Annotated in this window: 7 protein-coding genes; 5 read left to right on the top strand and 2 right to left on the bottom strand. The window is 55.1% G+C overall.

What is annotated here, in order from left to right; genetic code table 11:
• Positions 1–248: 248 nt before the first annotated feature.
• From AC2FLJ_RS00910 to AC2FLJ_RS00930, 5 genes are read left to right on the top strand one after another with little or no spacing between them, the layout of a single operon-like run.
• Entirely contained in the window at positions 249–3,305 is a 3,057-nt protein-coding gene (locus AC2FLJ_RS00910) for a BPTD_3080 family restriction endonuclease (protein ID WP_496704236.1), read from the top strand.
• Positions 3,302–4,219, top strand: a complete 918-nt coding sequence (locus tag AC2FLJ_RS00915) for a hypothetical protein (protein WP_496704237.1) — start codon at positions 3,302–3,304, stop codon at positions 4,217–4,219. Before AC2FLJ_RS00910 ends, AC2FLJ_RS00915 begins: the two co-directional genes overlap by 4 nt.
• On the top strand, positions 4,216–7,074 hold the full coding sequence (locus AC2FLJ_RS00920; protein WP_496704238.1) for a site-specific DNA-methyltransferase: 2,859 nt from the start codon (positions 4,216–4,218) through the stop codon (positions 7,072–7,074). Before AC2FLJ_RS00915 ends, AC2FLJ_RS00920 begins: the two co-directional genes overlap by 4 nt.
• Before the next feature lie 3 nt (positions 7,075–7,077).
• Positions 7,078–7,428 carry a hypothetical protein gene (locus AC2FLJ_RS00925; protein ID WP_496704239.1) on the top strand — a complete coding sequence of 117 codons (351 nt, stop codon included), beginning with the start codon at positions 7,078–7,080 and terminating at the stop codon, positions 7,426–7,428.
• Positions 7,425–9,431, top strand: a complete 2,007-nt coding sequence (locus AC2FLJ_RS00930; RefSeq protein ID WP_496704240.1) for a 3'-5' exonuclease — start codon at positions 7,425–7,427, stop codon at positions 9,429–9,431. Before AC2FLJ_RS00925 ends, AC2FLJ_RS00930 begins: the two co-directional genes overlap by 4 nt.
• Positions 9,432–9,828: 397 nt before the next feature.
• Here AC2FLJ_RS00930 and AC2FLJ_RS00935 read toward each other — a convergent pair whose 3' ends face one another.
• Both AC2FLJ_RS00935 and AC2FLJ_RS00940 read right to left on the bottom strand, forming a co-directional pair.
• Positions 9,829–10,629: a TIGR02391 family protein gene (locus tag AC2FLJ_RS00935; protein WP_496704241.1), complete on the bottom strand. Its 801-nt coding sequence runs from the start codon at positions 10,627–10,629 to the stop codon at positions 9,829–9,831.
• Between the two features lie 125 nt (positions 10,630–10,754).
• Positions 10,755–16,802, bottom strand: coding sequence for a DEAD/DEAH box helicase (locus AC2FLJ_RS00940; RefSeq protein ID WP_496704242.1), 6,048 nt, complete (start codon positions 16,800–16,802; stop codon positions 10,755–10,757).
• Positions 16,803–16,822: the final 20 nt, after the last annotated feature.

Below are 16,822 nucleotides of genomic sequence, written 5' to 3' on the forward strand. Positions count from 1 at the left end.
GATTGTTCGCGAAATCGAGCGGCGAAAAAATTTTGCGTGCTTGGTTTCAATGTCCGCTTTCCATGGTGCTTCCATTTAATAACACGGCTACGACGTACTTCCGCTTACCGCACTTGGTCATTAAGCCTTGGCGAGATTGCTGGCCGGGTAATTCTCTTAATAATTGTCTGTTGTGCGAGTTGGATTCACTTGCAGTTATCAGCCTCTCCTGCTTTGTTGTCATAAAAATATCAACAGCGATTGCGGCTATGAGCTTTTTTGATCAACCCATTCTAAATTCACCATATTCTTTCCCGAACAAGCACTGGGAACTCGACGACGAAGGGCACCCCACGGACCGAGAAGTCTCCGCCAGGAGAAAGTCGGCCTTGTGGACGGCATTGCCGGGAGCGTCGTCAACATCCAGCCGAATGCAGACCAGCATGGATCTTGGTGGAGAGGGACTGTCCACTGACGCAACGGAGTTCAACCCCTCACCGATCGTAAATGATCTCCGAGCCGAATTGGATACATGGCGAAGTCTGCCTAATCCGTCGCAATGGAAAGTGACACCAATCACCCAGCGCCTCCTCCAGCACTGGCGCGCAATCCAGCAGGATGACAGCCAAACCATACGGCCCTTTTTCTGCCAGCTTGAAGCGGTGGAGGCTGCCATTTGGCTGGCCGAGGTGGCGCCGCAAATGGGCAAGCGCGGAAAGCGGTTTCTGAACTGGATCAACACGGCCAACAATTTTGCGGTCCAACCTGACGGCGCCGAGCCCTCGGAAACGAAACCCGACCTTACCCGGATCGCCTTCAAGCTGGCCACAGGCGCCGGCAAAACCACGGTAATGGCAATGCTCATAGCATGGCAGGCTCTCAATGCAGTTCGAGCGGCCAACAGCAGGCGGTTTTCCAAGGGATTTCTGATCGTTGCTCCTGGCATCACCATTCGAGACCGCCTGCGGGTGCTGCAACCCAGTGATCCTGAAAGCTATTTTAACCGGCTCAACCTTGTGCCACATGATCTAATTCCGGACCTGCACCGGGCCAAAATCGTCATCACGAATTATCACGCTTTCAAGCTGCGCGAGACGTTTGACGCTGCCACGGGCACCAGACGCGCTCTTGAGGGGCACGGGCCAGAACTCGTGACCACGGAAACCGAAGGCCAGATGATTCAACGCGTCATGGGCGACCTTATGGGGATGAAGAGTGTTGTCGTCATCAATGACGAGGCCCATCATTGTTACCGCGAACGCCCCGTATCCGAAGAATTGAAATTCACGGGTGATGAGAGAAAAGAAGCGGAGGCCAACAAGGAGGCTGCCCGGCTCTGGATATCAGGAATCGAGGCGCTGAACCGTCAGCAGGGTGTAAAAATAGTCTACGACCTCTCTGCGACACCTTTTTTTCTGTCGGGATCAAATTGGCCGGAAGGCACGCTGTTTCCGTGGGTCATGAGTGACTTTTCGCTCATGGATGCAATCGAATGCGGTATCGTTAAGCTGCCGCGGGTGCCCATCGCGGACAATCGGGCAGACGGAAAACAGGTTCTCTATCGCAATCTTTGGCCCGCGATCGGCAAACGAATGCCCAAGAAGCAGAAAGGCGAAACCAAGCCAGATCCTCAGAAACTTCCCATCGAGCTGAAGGTTGCTCTGGATGCCCTCTATGGCCACTACGAAAAAACCTTCCAGCTTTGGGAACAGGAAGGGGTTGGTGTTCCACCGGTCTTCATCGTCGTTTGCAACAACACGACCAATTCCGAAATGGTGCGGGATTACATCGCCGGCTACATACGCACCAATGAAAAGGATGAGGAAATCGTCGAACAGGGCGCATTGGACCTGTTTCGGAATTTTGATGACTACGACCAGAAGATGGAAAAACCCCGAACGATCCTGATCGACTCGGCCGCGCTCGAAAGCGGTGGTGAGGTCGACAAGGCTTTTCGGGATGCGCATGCTGATGAGATCGAAGCATTTCGCCGGGAGCGCGCCAAAAGAGGCGCCGGGGCAGATGAAATCACCGAGGCCGAAATCCTGCGCGAAGTCATGAACACCGTTGGGCGCAAGGGGCGCCTCGGCGAGCAGGTACGCTGCGTTGTGTCTGTATCGATGCTGACGGAAGGCTGGGATGCCAACAACGTCACCCATATTATGGGATTGCGCGCCTTCGGATCCCGCCTTATCTGCGAACAGGTCATCGGTCGGGCGCTGCGGCGTCTGTCCTACGATATCGACCCGGAAACCGGGCTCTTCCGAACCGAATACGCCGACATAATGGGGATCGACGGGCTAAATTTCGCGGATCAGGGCAAACCAGCTCCGCCACAACAACCACGCCCGATTGTTCATGTACACGCTGTCTCACCGGAACGCGATACCCTTGAGATTTCCTTTCCACGCGTCGAAGGCTATCGCGCGGACTTTCCCAAGGAACGGATTGATGTCGATCTGTCCAGGATGGAACCCTATGTCCTGACGACTGAGACGGTCAGTGCCACCAAAGTCCAAATGTCCGGTATCATTGGCGCACGCCACGAGATCAATCTCGAGTATCTCGATGACCGGCGCCTTTCGACCATCGCTTTCCACATCGCAAACTACTGGGTTTCTTCGAAACTACGGGATCCAAATGGAGAACCCAAGACCCACCTGTTCCCCCATGCCAAGCGGATCGTTCTGCAATGGCTGAAGTCAGACCGGCTGGTGTGCAAGGATGGCACCAAGCGTGCGCAGCTGCTCTATCGGCAACTGACAGACGAAGTCTGTGATCTCCTCATGGGAGCACTTGTTGACCAGCCCGATGGGAAGGCCATCATCCGGGCAACGCTTGATCCGTTCGCGCCCGAGGGTTCGACCTCTGATGTCAATTTCACCACGTCTAAAGACACTCGCCACAAACCCCGCTCTGATAGAAGCCACGTCAACTGGATCGTCACGGATTCTGAATGGGAGGCGAAACTCGCCCAGATTCTCGACGAACATCCCGATGTGCTCGCTTATACCAAGAACCACAACCTCGGGTTCGAGGTGCCCTACAACATGGAAGGCGAAGCGCGCCGCTACTTGCCGGACTTCCTGATCCGCCTGAAATCACAGGAAGACCAGCCTGCAACCCTGGTAATCGAGGTCAAAGGGTTCCGCGGCCATGACGCCATGCTCAAGGCAGAAACCATGCGCAACAAATGGATTCCGGCCGTGAACCGTCTTGAACGCTTCGGGCGCTGGGGCTTTGCTGAGCTTCGTTCGATCCACGATTTCAGGGAAGACCTGGACAGGGCAATCGCATCCTTTCTGAAACAAGAGGAGCCGGCATGACCGACATCCATTTCGGCAGGCTCCAGGAAATGCCGCTCCGTGAGGCCTGGAAACACGAAGCCTTGGAATTCACCCCATGGCTTGCGGATAACATCGGTCACCTATCCGAGACGATTGGCATTCCGCTCGAACTCACTGGAACCGAAGTCGCGGTCGAAACCTTCTCAGCCGATATTCTGGCGCGCAATCCGATGGACGGCACGGTCGTCCTGATCGAAAACCAGTTGGAGACCACTGACCACACCCACTTGGGTCAGATCATGACCTACCTTGCCGGTCTTGAAGCTCAATCCGTGGTCTGGATCGCTCCAACCTTTCGCGAACCTCACCTCTCCGCCATTCGATGGCTGAATGAACACACCGCCGATGGGTTTTCTTTCTTCGCCGTCCGCGCCCGCGTCGTCCGCATCGGCGACAGCCCCCATGCGCCCATCTTCGAGGTCGTTGAAAAACCCAATGATTGGGATCGCAAGCTGACGTCAAAACGCCGCGAAGCCAAAGGAGACAGCGAGCTTGGGAACATGCGCCACGCCTATTGGTCGGCCTATGCCAAGCGTCACCCGAATGTCGAAGACGTGGTGTCCCGCCTCACCTATTTCTCCTGCAGCCCTACCTCCATGCCCGAAGTCACGATCAGCATCTGGATCGGCCAGAAAGAGGGCGGCGTGTTTGTCCGCGGCCGGTATGGCGAGGATATCTCTGTCCTGACCAATCAACTGGCCCCGCATGCCGAGTGGCTCGAGCAAAAACTGGACGCAACATTCGGCTCTGGAAAATCACTGTTGGGAAAAAAGCGACCCGGCAGCGTTTCGGAACAATCTACCTGGCAAGAGCTCATCGACTGGCAGGAAAAAACACGGCAAGCATATCTCGCCGCCTTTGACGAATTGGCCACCAAGGAGGCCGCAGCATGACCACCACAGAAAAACCCATCGGCACCATCACCCATGACGAAACCCGCGCCAACATTCCGACGGCCGAGCTGGAAAGTGTCATGCACGCGGAAGACAAGGCTCCGATCAAGGTGGCTTACGAGCGGCGGAACCGGGATCTTGATCCGCAACTGATCTGGCGCGGTAAGGATATCGATCAGGAAGAGCTCACCGTCGACGCCCCGCCGATCTACATGCAAGAACAGGTGCATCCCAAGGCGCTGATCGACGATCTGCGTGCGGGCCGGGAAAAGGCCGACGATCTGTTCGGTCATTTCGGCTTGACGGACGAGGACCGCGAGGCGGAGGTTGAATTTTATCGCCACTCCCGCAAATGGTCGAACCGGATGATCCTGGGTGACGGGTTGCAGGTGATGTCGTCACTGTCCGAACGCGAAGGGCTGCGCGGTCAGGTGCAGGCAATCTATATCGACCCGCCCTACGGGATAAAATTCAACTCGAACTTCCAGTGGTCCACCACCTCGCGCGATGTGAAGGACGGCAAGAAAGAGCATCTGACCCGCGAGCCCGAACAGGTGAAGGCCTTCCGCGACACCTGGCGCGACGGCATCCATTCCTATCTGAGCTATCTGCGCGACCGTCTGGTTGTGGCGCGCGAACTGCTGACTGAAAGCGGCAGCTGCTTTGTTCAGATCGGGGACGAGAACGTCCATCGAGTGCGGGCGTTGATGGATGAGGTGTTTGGGGAAGAGAATTTTATCTCGGAAATTGCTTTCTCAAAAACAACAGGGCAAACGAGCGACCTGCTTCCGCCATCCTACGATATTTTGGTTTGGTTTGCTAAAAACAAGCAACAAATTAAGTATCGTCGGCTTCATAGAGAAAAGACAGTGGGAGGTGAAGGAGCGGTTGTTTACACTCAAATCGAGGACGAACAACTACAGCGCCGAAGGCTTTCAAAGGACGAAATCGCAGCTGGCAAATTTGACGGACGAGTTTTCGCAACATCTGACATTAGAAGCCAAAGTGGAGGTTCCACAACGAGCTTTCCGGTTCATTTTGAAGGGCGCTCATATATTCCGGGTAAAGGTTTTTGGAAAACGAGTGAAACTGGCTTCGGCAGGTTACTTGCTTGCAACAGAGTAACACAGGGTGGAACCACGATAAGGTATGTCAGATACTTCAATGACAACCCAGTCTACGGCTACACAAACTTCTGGAACGACACTGGAACAGGAAGCTTCACTGACGACAAAATGTATGTCGTTCAGACCGGGACCAAAACGATTGAACGATGTCTCTTGATGACAACCGACCCAGGGGATTTGGTGCTCGATCCCACTTGCGGCTCCGGCACCACTGCGGCTGTCGCAGAGCAATGGGGCCGCCGATGGATCACCATCGACACCTCCCGCGTGGCACTTGCACTCGCCCGCTCTCGGATAATGGGCGCGAAATACCCCTGGTATCTTCTGGCTGACAGCCCTGAAGGGCAAAAGAAAGAAGCTGAAGTGAAGCGCGAAGCGCCCTCGACCCACGGCACACATCATGACATCCGCCATGGGTTCGTTTACAACCGCGTTCCGCATATCACACTCAAGAGCATCGCCAACAACACCGAGATCGACACGATCTGGGAGCAGTTGCAGCCTGCCGTGGAAGAAGCCCGCGCGACGCTCAACGCCACTCTCTCCGATCACCCTGCCCCTTTCACGGTTGAAACCGGCGGTCGCAAGGGCGCAGAAATCGACTTCACCGCCTCAGGTGAAATAGAACTCCCCAGCGGAGAGATGGCTCCGGCGGGCGGCTTCATGGAATGGGAAATCCCCCGCGAAGCCCCTGATGCTTGGCCCACCTCGGCCAAAGAGGCCTTGAATACCTTCTGGCAGGCCCGTATCGCCCGGCAGAAAGAGATCGACGCCTCTATCGCCGCCAAGGCGGGGTTCGAATACCTCTATGACAAGCCCTATGAGGACAAGAAGCGCGTCCGCGTTGCCGGGCCCTTCACCGTCGAAAGCCTCTCGCCCCACCGCATGTCGCCTGTGGACGAGAATGGCGAGCTGATAGACGAGGCTGATGCCGCCCGCGGCAATCGTGGTGGGCAGGAGCAGGAAGCCGAGAATTACCGCAAAGCGATCATGGAGAACCTTGCCAAGGCAGGTGTGCAGCAGGTGGGCCGAGAGGACGCCATCAAGTTCGACACGCTCACCTCTTGGCCCGGCGACTGGATCGCTGCCGAAGGGCGTTACATGGAGGGCGAGACCGAGCGCCGCGCCGGCATCTTCATCGGCCCGGAATACGGCACCGTCAGCCGCGCCGATCTGGTCGACACCGCCCGCGAGGCCGCCGACGCCGGTTTCGACATCGTCATCGCCTGCGCCTTCAATTTCGAAGCCATGGCGCAAGAATTCCACAAACTCGGCCGCATCCCGATCCTGCATGCCCGGATGAACGCGGATCTGCACATGGCCGGCGACCTGAAAGCCGGCGGCGGCAACCTGTTCGTCGTCTTCGGCGAGCCGGATATCGACTTGCAGGAGGATGGCGACAAGCTGCAGGTGGAACTCTTGGGCGTTGACATCTTCAAACCATCGAGTGGTGAGGTCGTGAGCTCCGAGGCCGCAGACATCGCCTGTTGGTTCATCGATACGGATTATTCGGGCGAAAGCTTCTTCGTCCGCCAAGCCTATTTCCCCGGCGCCGATGTGCCCTACAAGGCGCTTCGGACAACCCTGAAGGGGGAGATCGACGAGGAGGCCTGGGACAGCCTGAAACGCACCGTCTCGCGACCCTTTGCGCGGCCGAAGTCAGGTAGGATCGCGGTGAAGGTGATCAACCACCTTGGCGATGAGGTGATGAAGGTGTTGGGGGTTTGAGCCATGGAAGTTGAAAAAGTCAACAATGCCTTGGCTGAAGCCACTCGGGCTGCGTTTGAGGCAGCATGGGCAAGATCAAGATCCTCTATTGAGATTTCAAAACCCTCGATTGAAGAAGAAGGAATTGAGTATTTAGCAGAGCTCTATGATCCTTTCTCGGGAACAGTTCGAGGAAGGTATATGTTTTGTTGGGAGGAGATTACCGACGTAATCCGTAATCCTTCAGATATTTCTTGTATTCATGAGTCTGTTTCCGAATGGGTTTCAGTCGAGGGAGAAACCGTAGGCGAGGGCGAACTCATGATGGACGATGACGGCAGAGTTCACTTTAGATCGGACCTGCTGGAAGAATGACCGTCCTCATCGCCAACAGTTTCACCAAATCCCTCGGCAAGTTGACCGGTCAGGAACAGTCCCAGGTCAAGATCACCGTATTCGACATTCAGACCAACCAGGAGAGTTCAGGTCTATCCATTCACCGAATAGACCGCTGTCGGGATCCAAATTTCTGGAGCGCAAGGGTGAACCGGGATATCCGGATCGTGCTTCACAAGAGCGACGGAAATACGCTGTTGTCCTATGTGGCCCATCATGATGATGCCTATGATTGGGCGACCCGACAACGGCTGATCCAGCACCCCAAGACGGGCGCTATGCAGTTTGTCGAGGTCCGGGAAACCGTCGAGGAAGTTGTCATCCAGCGCTATGTCGAAGAGGCGGTTCGGAAGCCCCGGCTTTTCAAGGCGGAAACCGACGACACCCTCTTGAGCTGGGGCGTGCCCGAGGAATGGCTGGAGACGGTTCGCCAGGCAACCGAAGACACTGTTCTGGACATCGCCGGTCACCTACCGGATGAAGCGGCGGAGGCGCTGGTTTCAGCCGCCGTTGGCGAACGCCCAACGGTTCGGATAGATATGGTGAAGGAAACCGGTTTTGCGCACCCAGACGCGCGGCGACGTTTCAAGCTCATCGGCGATCAGGCAGAGTTGGAAGCTGCCCTGGATGCCCCGTGGGACGACTGGGCGGTCTTCCTGCACCCGGCTCAGCGTGAATTTGTGGAGAGGGATTTCAACGGTCCGGCCCGGATCATAGGCTCTGCCGGCACCGGAAAGACCGTGGTCGCGCTACATCGGGCAATCCGGCTTGCTTCGGGCTCCAGCGACGCCCGGATCCTCCTGACGACATTTTCACCGGGGCTGGCCGAAGGGCTCTCGGAGAAACTGGACAGGCTGACCAGAGGGCATCCAGATCTTGCTGCTCGGATCACCGTAGGAACGCTGAGCGAAGTTTCTGAAGGGTTGGCGCGGGAGAGTTTTGGAGACCTGGTCGTTGCTGACGACATTGAAATTGCCACTCTCCTTGACACCGCGCGCTCTTCCGAGAACAGCCAGATCGATCCCGGATTCCTTTCAGATGAATGGCGGTTGGTTGTCGACGCATGGGATGTGCACGACGCCAAGACCTATCTGGAATTGCCACGCCTTGGCCGCAAGGTTCGCATGGCAGCGTCTCGTCGCGATGAGCTGTGGCGTATATTCTCGCGAGTGCGGTCTGCCCTCGAGGTTGCCGGCAAAGAAACCATCTCCAGCGTCATGCACCGCCTGGCGCGGGAGAGGCAGGACTTCCCGTTCTCCCATATCGTCGTTGACGAGGCACAGGACATTTCGGCACCGGAACTCGTTCTGCTTTCGAAAATGGCCGGCGACACCGCAAACGGGCTGTTCTTCGCCGGCGACATCGGCCAGCGCATATTCCGATCGCCATTTCCCTGGAAGTCCGCTGGTGTGGATATTCGGGGCCGGTCCCGAAGCCTCAAGGTCAATTACCGGACCTCTCACCAGATACGCGAGAAATCCGATCAACTCCTGCCGATCCGCCTAATTGAAGCCGATGGCGAGGAAGACCGACGCCTTGGAATTACATCCGTGTTTCACGGTCCTGTCCCAGGAATCCATGTTTTTGATACTCCAGAACAAGAAGCAGGTAGACTGGGTTCTTGGCTTCAAGAACGTTTACACGAAGGGTTTGAACACGAAAGTTTGGCGATCCTTGTTCGATCAGAGGAGCAATTCGATCGCGCCCATCTGGCTCTGCCGGAAGGCGCCGCAATCCCAATCCTGGCAATGCATGATGCGAAAGGCCGGGAATTTCGAGCGGTCGCAGTCATGGCTTGTGATGCGGATGTGATCCCAAGCGAGAACCGGTTACTCGGTGCAACGGACGAACCGTCGTTAAAAGAGGTTTTCGACACTGAACGACATCTTCTTTACGTGGCAGCAACACGTGCAAGAGAGCGGCTTTGGATATCAGCCTGTAATCCTCCATCCGAATTTCTTGAGGACCTGATTGAGGTTTAGTGTTCGAGACGGAAAAACCCAACCCGACGAAAAAGGATACGCGCCTGTTACCAAGGGCATTTCATTGAGAGCAAACCCAGCAGGCGAACTGTGTCTATCACAAGGCGCATTACATGGAGGGTCAATTGAGCATCATCGGCTTGAGGGTTTTACTGGCCCTCAAGTCGTCGTTTCAATGCTTTTATGAAGTAAGGCCAAGCTTTCAGGCTTCAGCCTTCAGGCCTCGAAAGATCAAGGTTGGTCTCCTCTGAGACATCCACGAGTGCATCGGTGACAAACAAATGGTCATGTCGAATCTGAGCCCTTATCAGATCAATGTGGATAAGCAGTTCTTCTCTGAGCTCGTCCTCGACATTTTTTCACCCGTCATCGATGGATATCTCCCTTATGGTCCATATCAATTACTCCCTGCCGGTCGACGGGCATCGACGATGCGCAGAAGGTGGCTGGCGAAAGTGACGATTTCGATTGCCTCGCCGGCATCCTCCATGGGGACGTTTCGGTGCGAGTGCGGATTTTTGTAGGAGCCCATGGCACCGATGAAGAGATGCATGAGTCCGTCCTCCTCCGCAGCATCGGCCTCGAAATCCCGGAGCGGACCGGCCTGACCAAAGGCAGCTTGCATGAGCTTTGTGCCGACCTGTTTCTGCGCAAAGCCTCCTGCCTCGCGCACAGCGACCTCCACCGCGCGCATCGAGGTGAAGACACCCTCTGCGAAATCGCCGCGCACGAATGCCAGCCAGACCTTCTCGGAGATTGCCGGGTGCAGAAGATCACGGTTCAGCCGCCGGGCCACCTCGAAATGTCGGAAATCTTCCTCCGTTTCAATCCGCTGTGCGCGCCGGCTTAGCATGCGACCTTCCGCGCGATATTCGCCTGGGAAGGGGATCAGCAACCCCTGTGCTTCCAGCCAAGAGAAAGCCTCTGTCAATGCGTAGGCAATTTGAACCCGATCGTCCCGTGGGTAACCCTCTCCTCCCTCTTCCGGAGTTGGTTCCGTCATCACCTCAGTAATGAAACTTGTCGGTTGGAGTCGATCAGGCTGTATTTCGAAGCGTTTTCGCATCAGAAACAAAAGTTTTGCTGCCAGTTCTTCAGGCTCGAGAGCAAGAATGGCGTCGGAGCTGGGGATGGCTGCGTGTAGTTCTTTCATGTTCTTTTCAATTAGCTCGTCTTGTCGGACATCAAAAAACACCATCGTGAGAGAGTGATTTCTTTTCGCGGCCCCTCTTTTGAAGGTGGATTTTCATCGCACCCCATACAGCCATAGCTTGGCAAACCATCACTTATGGCTAAATCTCTTTCAGATCGCGTCCGCCTGTCCTACCAACTCAGGATCAAAGGGGAAGGAAACTTTCCTTTCTCCTGGATTTCTATCTGCGTCGCTACTTTCTGAATCTCTGCGGCCTGGCGTATAGCCGATGTATCTCCATCAAAATCGTTGCGCCGCCCAGTTGCACGCCATGCACCAAACCCCTGATCTAAAGTAACTTTCAGCTTCTTCCCGCCTTCGAATTCCAGACGAAGCGATCTTGCATGAGGACACATGTGTCTCTGGCGGAGGTCGATCTTGGCGCCAGGAAACAACTCTCTCATGACTTCGGCGCGAATCCTCGGGTCCGGCCAGTTGTTGTGGAATGCCATGTACGAGTATGATGACGGATCGCTGACCTCAGATATGATCTGAATTTCACTGCTTGCATCCATACCGGGCGCCTTTCGCACGACCTCCCACAGCAACCGGAGGGTCAGTGGGTTCTTCAAATACCGATCTTCATAGGCCAAGCTGAGAATCTTGCTTCCCGGAGGAATTGCCTGTGGCCGAAGGCGTTTGATCTCCCTCCAGAACGCCGTCCCAAATTGGCCAATAGGACCGTCAAATTGGTGGATGATGTTTTCTTGGATTGAGTTTCCTTCTCCATGAATTGCGACTTTTTCGGCAGAAAGGCGTGGCGAAATGCGGACGGCGGAGATTTCACCACAAAGTGCTGGGCTTTCTCTCACTGAACCCCACTCCGGTCCTATTCTGGCGGCCCTGGGCGAGGATGTGGCGACGCCGACATGACGATCGGATAGCTGTAGTTGAGCCAACAACAAGCTTGAGCCCAGATCAGGTAGGTCTTCATGGAAATGCAGGCCGGAATCGCCACGAGACAGGACCCGAAGGAGATCCAGTTTTTGTGACAACTCCATTTCCAATATGGCTGACTTTGGAATAGCAAGATTTGTGGAAACGCCGGAGCGCGCTGCATTAGCCAGAAGTCGGCTACCTGCCCACTCGCTCAGATCCCATTCACCCACAGGTTCGCCAAGAAACAAGGTCATTTCTTTCAAATCATCTGCAAGGATCATGCGGTTCACGTAATCTTCTACGGGTTCTGTGATTGCGTGAGTTTCATCACCGAAAATCTTGAGATCATCAGGCAGAGCCAAATGAGCCAGGACATGCTCTTCCAGGATTGAGTAGCCACCGGGTCGATCCAGCTTTTCTCGGTCAAACTGAGTGTCCCGGCGCAAAATGCACTCAGGGCATCCGTGTGCACAGCTTGCCGGGCATTCGAGAATCTTTGTAGCGCGCTCGATCAGTCCTGGTAAGTCCTGGGCGGCAGCAACGGAAAAGCCCGACCCACCTGACGTCTTGTCGAAAAGAAAGAGCGAGTGTCGCCGTGACCCGTCGCTGCGTTGGCTCGGAGCAACAGCGAAACCCATGTTTTCCGCATCGACACCAAGACGGGTAGCAACGGCTTCTCGCAATGCAGCTGCTATTGCCAACGCGTGAGATCGCCCGTTCTCCGTCGCTAAGAGACAATCGAGTTGAAGTTCATATACGTCTGTTTCGCTCTCGGTTCCCAGTTTGACATGGCGCCGGATTTTCCTGGCACCTTCATCATTTCCAGGGCAACGACCATCATGCCTTGGATTTTCCCTAAGCTTCTGTAGAGGAAAATGGTGTTTTAACCCTGGAGGAAGTGGGGCATTGTCTTCCCCTGTCACTTCTGCTTCCGCTCTTCCGCAGGCAATACAGATAGCATACCCAAACCCGTTGCTTCCTGACGCTGTTGTAAGCAATCGCCCTTGCCGGCTTGTTCTATGTCGGCCAATCGCCGGGTTTGGGAGAGATACCCAAGGATCATTGTCTGCTGAAACTCTCGGAGCGTCAGGGGGAACATAATCGAGCTTTTCATAGGCGCTATGCGGTTGCTTTGTGCCGAGAAATCCCGCTGGACGAAGAAGCTCGCCGGACGAAATGATTTCACCACAGGAAGGGCATTCCTCAGGCGTGATCCTCGATGTGCCGAACGCGTTACAGGCACGACATGTCCAAAGTGTGCGAAGGTCCTCGATCGCACTTGGATCGTTTCGATTGCCCCAGCTTGGGCGGATGCCATCGCTTCGATGAACCAAACCGTCTATGACAACTTCGGCCCCAGGCGAATAATCTCGGATGGCAATATCCATAGGTCGGGAAGGACCTTCTTCACCTTTGTGTGCACCAACATGATCGAAGGTCACCACATCGACAGGAAAGCCATACGCTGGCGTAAAACCTCTGCGAGCCAGCTCCGTCATCATGAAATCTTCGCGCATTCTTCTCGCACGATTTCTGTAGAAATGATGGGCCGCGTCTGTATCAGGATAGGCGGTTTGCGCAGTCAGAATCTGTTCGTATTCCTGACGCCAGAGCCTTTGCATTCTTTCGAATGCTCGAAGCGTTCGTGTCGTCAACCCGAATGCATCCTGCAACGCCGTTCCCATGACCAAGACTTCCAATGCTTCCGCGAGAGCCTCCTGCTCGACCCATTCTCCCTGCAGAGCGAGGAGAAATCCTTCGGCAGGATTTCCGGACAACCAGGGAGCAGTGGGATCATCTGTCGCCCCAAAAAAGGATCCGATGGATGTTTTAACATTTACCCCCCCTTGCTCGCGCAAGTAAATGCCAAGAAGCAAGGCATTGACGTGCCTTTGAACAAGTGTTCCGCTGTCCATCTGCACTTGAGGGGCTTGAACTTCCGCTTGTAGCAAACTTGGCGGATTGCGGAAGATCATCCTATCAAGAGGCAATTCCTTACAGAAAGTAAATGCCATTGCCCAGGGTTCACCGCGGCGCCCTGCACGGCCTACCCGTTGACGGTAATTCGCTGGCGCGGGCGGAACATTTGTATTTACCACCATTCCAACGTCTGGGATGTCGACGCCCATTTCCATGGTTGTCGAGCAGTTCAGGATATTGATTTGCCCGGCCTTGAAGCTTTCTTCATAGCGCTGCAGACTTCCCCGGTCGATCTGCGCTGAATGTTCCTGCGATCGAAGGAAGGGACTGAATTCTGCAACGCGGTCGTGCAAATCGGTCCATAGACCACTTTCTCTTAGGGCTTTGACAGTTCCGTCGCTCTTCAGCCATTCCCTGATGAGATTTCGATCTTCTCGACTTGGCCCTGTTGGAAATGCCTTTGGAAGCGAAGGCATATCAATGGTGTCGACTCTTTGCTCGGTTTCGATCGCATTCATCGAAATTCCAGCGGGAGCAAATGGCAAAATCCTCTGGGTGACAGGGCATCGAAAAGCTCTCTCCATCCCGACTATTTCGGCCTTGGAAATATCCAAACGCCATGCATACGGTTCGCTGCGCTTGATGGTCCTTGATCGCTCCAGGTTGGCCCAGATTGCACTCAGAACCGTTTGACAACGTTCTTGGTCGATTTCAGTCTCCGGCGAGCCGCCAATCAGCCGATAAATGAGGCGCACAAGATTGCTCGTCGATTTCGCTGTCGGGAAGCGGGAAATTTTCTTTCTTTCGCCGACATGGTCTGGAGGGGTGTTCGCCTCCAACACAACCGAAAGCGCACTCTTAGGCGTTATCCAGTGGCGCATGTCCACGGGATCCGTGGGCAAATCGATGGCAAGATTGGCACGAAACACAATGTCCAACCCTGCGTGCATGAGGTCACTCCAGGCCTGTGCATCATGGCCTGCTTCTTTCAAAGGAGCTGGGACCTGCAGACCGGCCAGCTCGTCCAAACCAGAAAACACCAGGCGAGCGAGACCCAGTGTCTCAGCATTATTCTGCATTCGAGGTCTGCGAAAGAGTTCCCGCAACAGGAAAAGCTCTGCCAAGAGAACAGGATCGTCAGCCAGCTCGTCCCCTCCTCTCGGTCGGCCCCGCCACACCTCGCCTGCGAATTTTGACAGCTCGAAGTTTTTGGCGAGCAGCGATTTCATATCGCTCCATGAAACTCGACCAACTCCGGACTCAGCTGCCGACAGGTCGGAACGAAGCTTGTCCAAAGTTGGTTTGAGGTTTGGCGTGGTCTCTACCACAGTTTCCAAAGCCTGAACTTGCTTACGAAGGCTTTCTGCGGCTTCAGGGTCTCCTCCACCTGCCGCCTGGACCGCATGATAGATGGCCGCACGCGTCAAGGAGCGTTCGGCGTCCTGCTGAAGTTTCGCGGAAAACCGCGCCGTGCCTTGACGGCTATCGGTGAAGGATAGCAGTCTGCGCCCGCCACTCGGTCCATCAGGCGCTTCTTTGTTGATTGGCAAGGACTGAAGAAGCGCAGGCATTGCATTACCCATAAGGAATGGTGCGCCGAAACGTTGTGGAACCATGTTGGCAAGATGGGCTCGATCACAGCAGTTGCGATCCTTGATGGCCTCAATCAGCTGAATTGGCGCGCATTTCTGACCATCCGTAACACTGGACAGAATTTCTGCACGATCAAATCGAAGGAACATTTCTCCATCCGCAGGGCCAATCAACACTTCATCCGAGGGAGTGCTCACAGCGCTCTCATCGGTGTCATCCGGTTCTACTTCGAGAACATATTCATCCTCGTCGTCGGTTCGCTGCGCCTGACGCAGATACTCGTGAGGGCCTTGAAAAAAGCGACTGGCTTTCAACCACGGCGTCCCACACTCACCGCATCCCGCCACCTCGAAAACAGGCGCTCCGCAATCACAAGTTTCCCTTTCCTCAGTCCAAATCTGGCCGAACGGCCAATCTGATCCCTCGGCAGACAATTCCGGATCCTGATGCGTGCATTTATCATCGATGCACGCCCAATAACCGGGTTGAGCTCTGTGAAAGACGTGTAACCTCCAGGGTGCAAGCTGGAGTCCGCTGTCAGGGTCAACTGCTTGTGCGGCCGCCTCAAGAAGCCTCGTCGTTCGTTTGCGATCTTCCGAGCTCGTGGAATCCAAGCCAAAAATTCTTGCCGCTTCGGAAAGCGTCAATCCACCTTCTCGCATCCTCTGTCGCGCCGATTGAACTTGAGGCAGCACTGCCAGTTTGTACCACAGTTGATCCTTTTTTTCAGGAATGTCCTCAAGATCGAGTACAGTCTCCGAAGCTGCAGGTGGAAGAACGGGCTGTTCCTCCTCGCCTTCAATGATTTCAACTTGATCACTGGAAATACCGCCAAGGTCGGCAACAAATTTCCTGAGAGTCTCGCGAGTATCTTCACCCTCACCGATCGTTGCAGAGGTTGCCGCGATGCGGACATCCTCAGGTTTTACACCGAAGGCCTGACGAACTCGTCGCAAAAGCAAGGCCATTTCTGCGGCTTGTGCTCCCACATAGCTATGCGCCTCGTCCAAAACGATCCACTTGAGCGTGCCCTGCGACTTTTCAAGAATCGGTTGATCCTGCGCCCGCATAAGAAGGTATTCCAACATGGTCGTGTTTGTTACGAGAACCGAAGCTGGATCTTCTCTCAGACGCTTACGGTCAGGGACCTGCGCGCCACCCGGCCATTGATGACGCGGTAGTTCCTGCTTCATATGCCGATTGTAGAGCGCGTAACTCAGCCGCCCTGAAAAAGGCGCCATCCATTCCCCAAGTCGTTCCTTCTGGCTCTCGATCAGAGCATTCAGCGGATAAAGCACGATGGCCTGGATTCCATTGGCCTTGCGACCCCCAGATTGTTTCAGGAGGTCATTGAGCATGGGTACCATGAAGCACTCAGTCTTCCCGGATCCTGTGCCGCTGGTCACCATGTAGCTCTTTCCCTCTCGAGCAGCCTGCCAAGCCAGAACCTGATGATGATAGGGTGCAACATGCTGTGAAGTCTGACTGGGGCGCCGCGGCCATCCTTTGGTCGGAGCCTCATCAAGGGCGCTAACCAGTTCCTCCTCAAGAAAGCCCCCGGCCAGATCATCAAGCGTATTTTTGGATCTGCGCCAGACGCGTGCAGCCTCGAAAACAGGGTCGGCGATAAATGATTCACCCACCCCGGGTTCAACAGACAGTCTTCGGGACAAGGCCTTCCTCGCCGAAGATGACCGCAAACGGCCTTGCGAAATCACAGCAGATGCTGCTCGCTCAGAGACGAGAGCCAGAGATTCAGCAAATCCAGATGTAGAAACTTTAGTCATTCCACTATTTCCGTACTCTT

It is taken from the genome of Ruegeria sp. CDSA034, assembly GCF_059612275.1.

Excerpts from the sequence above, each read along its gene's own strand:
- AC2FLJ_RS00940 (WP_496704242.1), bottom strand. The coding sequence starts at position 16,802 with ATGACTAAAGTTTCTACATCTGGATTTGCTGAATCTCTGGCTCTCGTC.
- AC2FLJ_RS00910 (WP_496704236.1), top strand. The coding sequence starts at position 249 with ATGAGCTTTTTTGATCAACCCATTCTAAATTCACCATATTCTTTCCCG.
- AC2FLJ_RS00930 (WP_496704240.1), top strand. The coding sequence starts at position 7,425 with ATGACCGTCCTCATCGCCAACAGTTTCACCAAATCCCTCGGCAAGTTG.
- AC2FLJ_RS00920 (WP_496704238.1), top strand. The coding sequence starts at position 4,216 with ATGACCACCACAGAAAAACCCATCGGCACCATCACCCATGACGAAACC.
- AC2FLJ_RS00925 (WP_496704239.1), top strand. The coding sequence starts at position 7,078 with ATGGAAGTTGAAAAAGTCAACAATGCCTTGGCTGAAGCCACTCGGGCT.
- AC2FLJ_RS00915 (WP_496704237.1), top strand. The coding sequence starts at position 3,302 with ATGACCGACATCCATTTCGGCAGGCTCCAGGAAATGCCGCTCCGTGAG.
- AC2FLJ_RS00935 (WP_496704241.1), bottom strand. The coding sequence starts at position 10,629 with ATGGTGTTTTTTGATGTCCGACAAGACGAGCTAATTGAAAAGAACATG.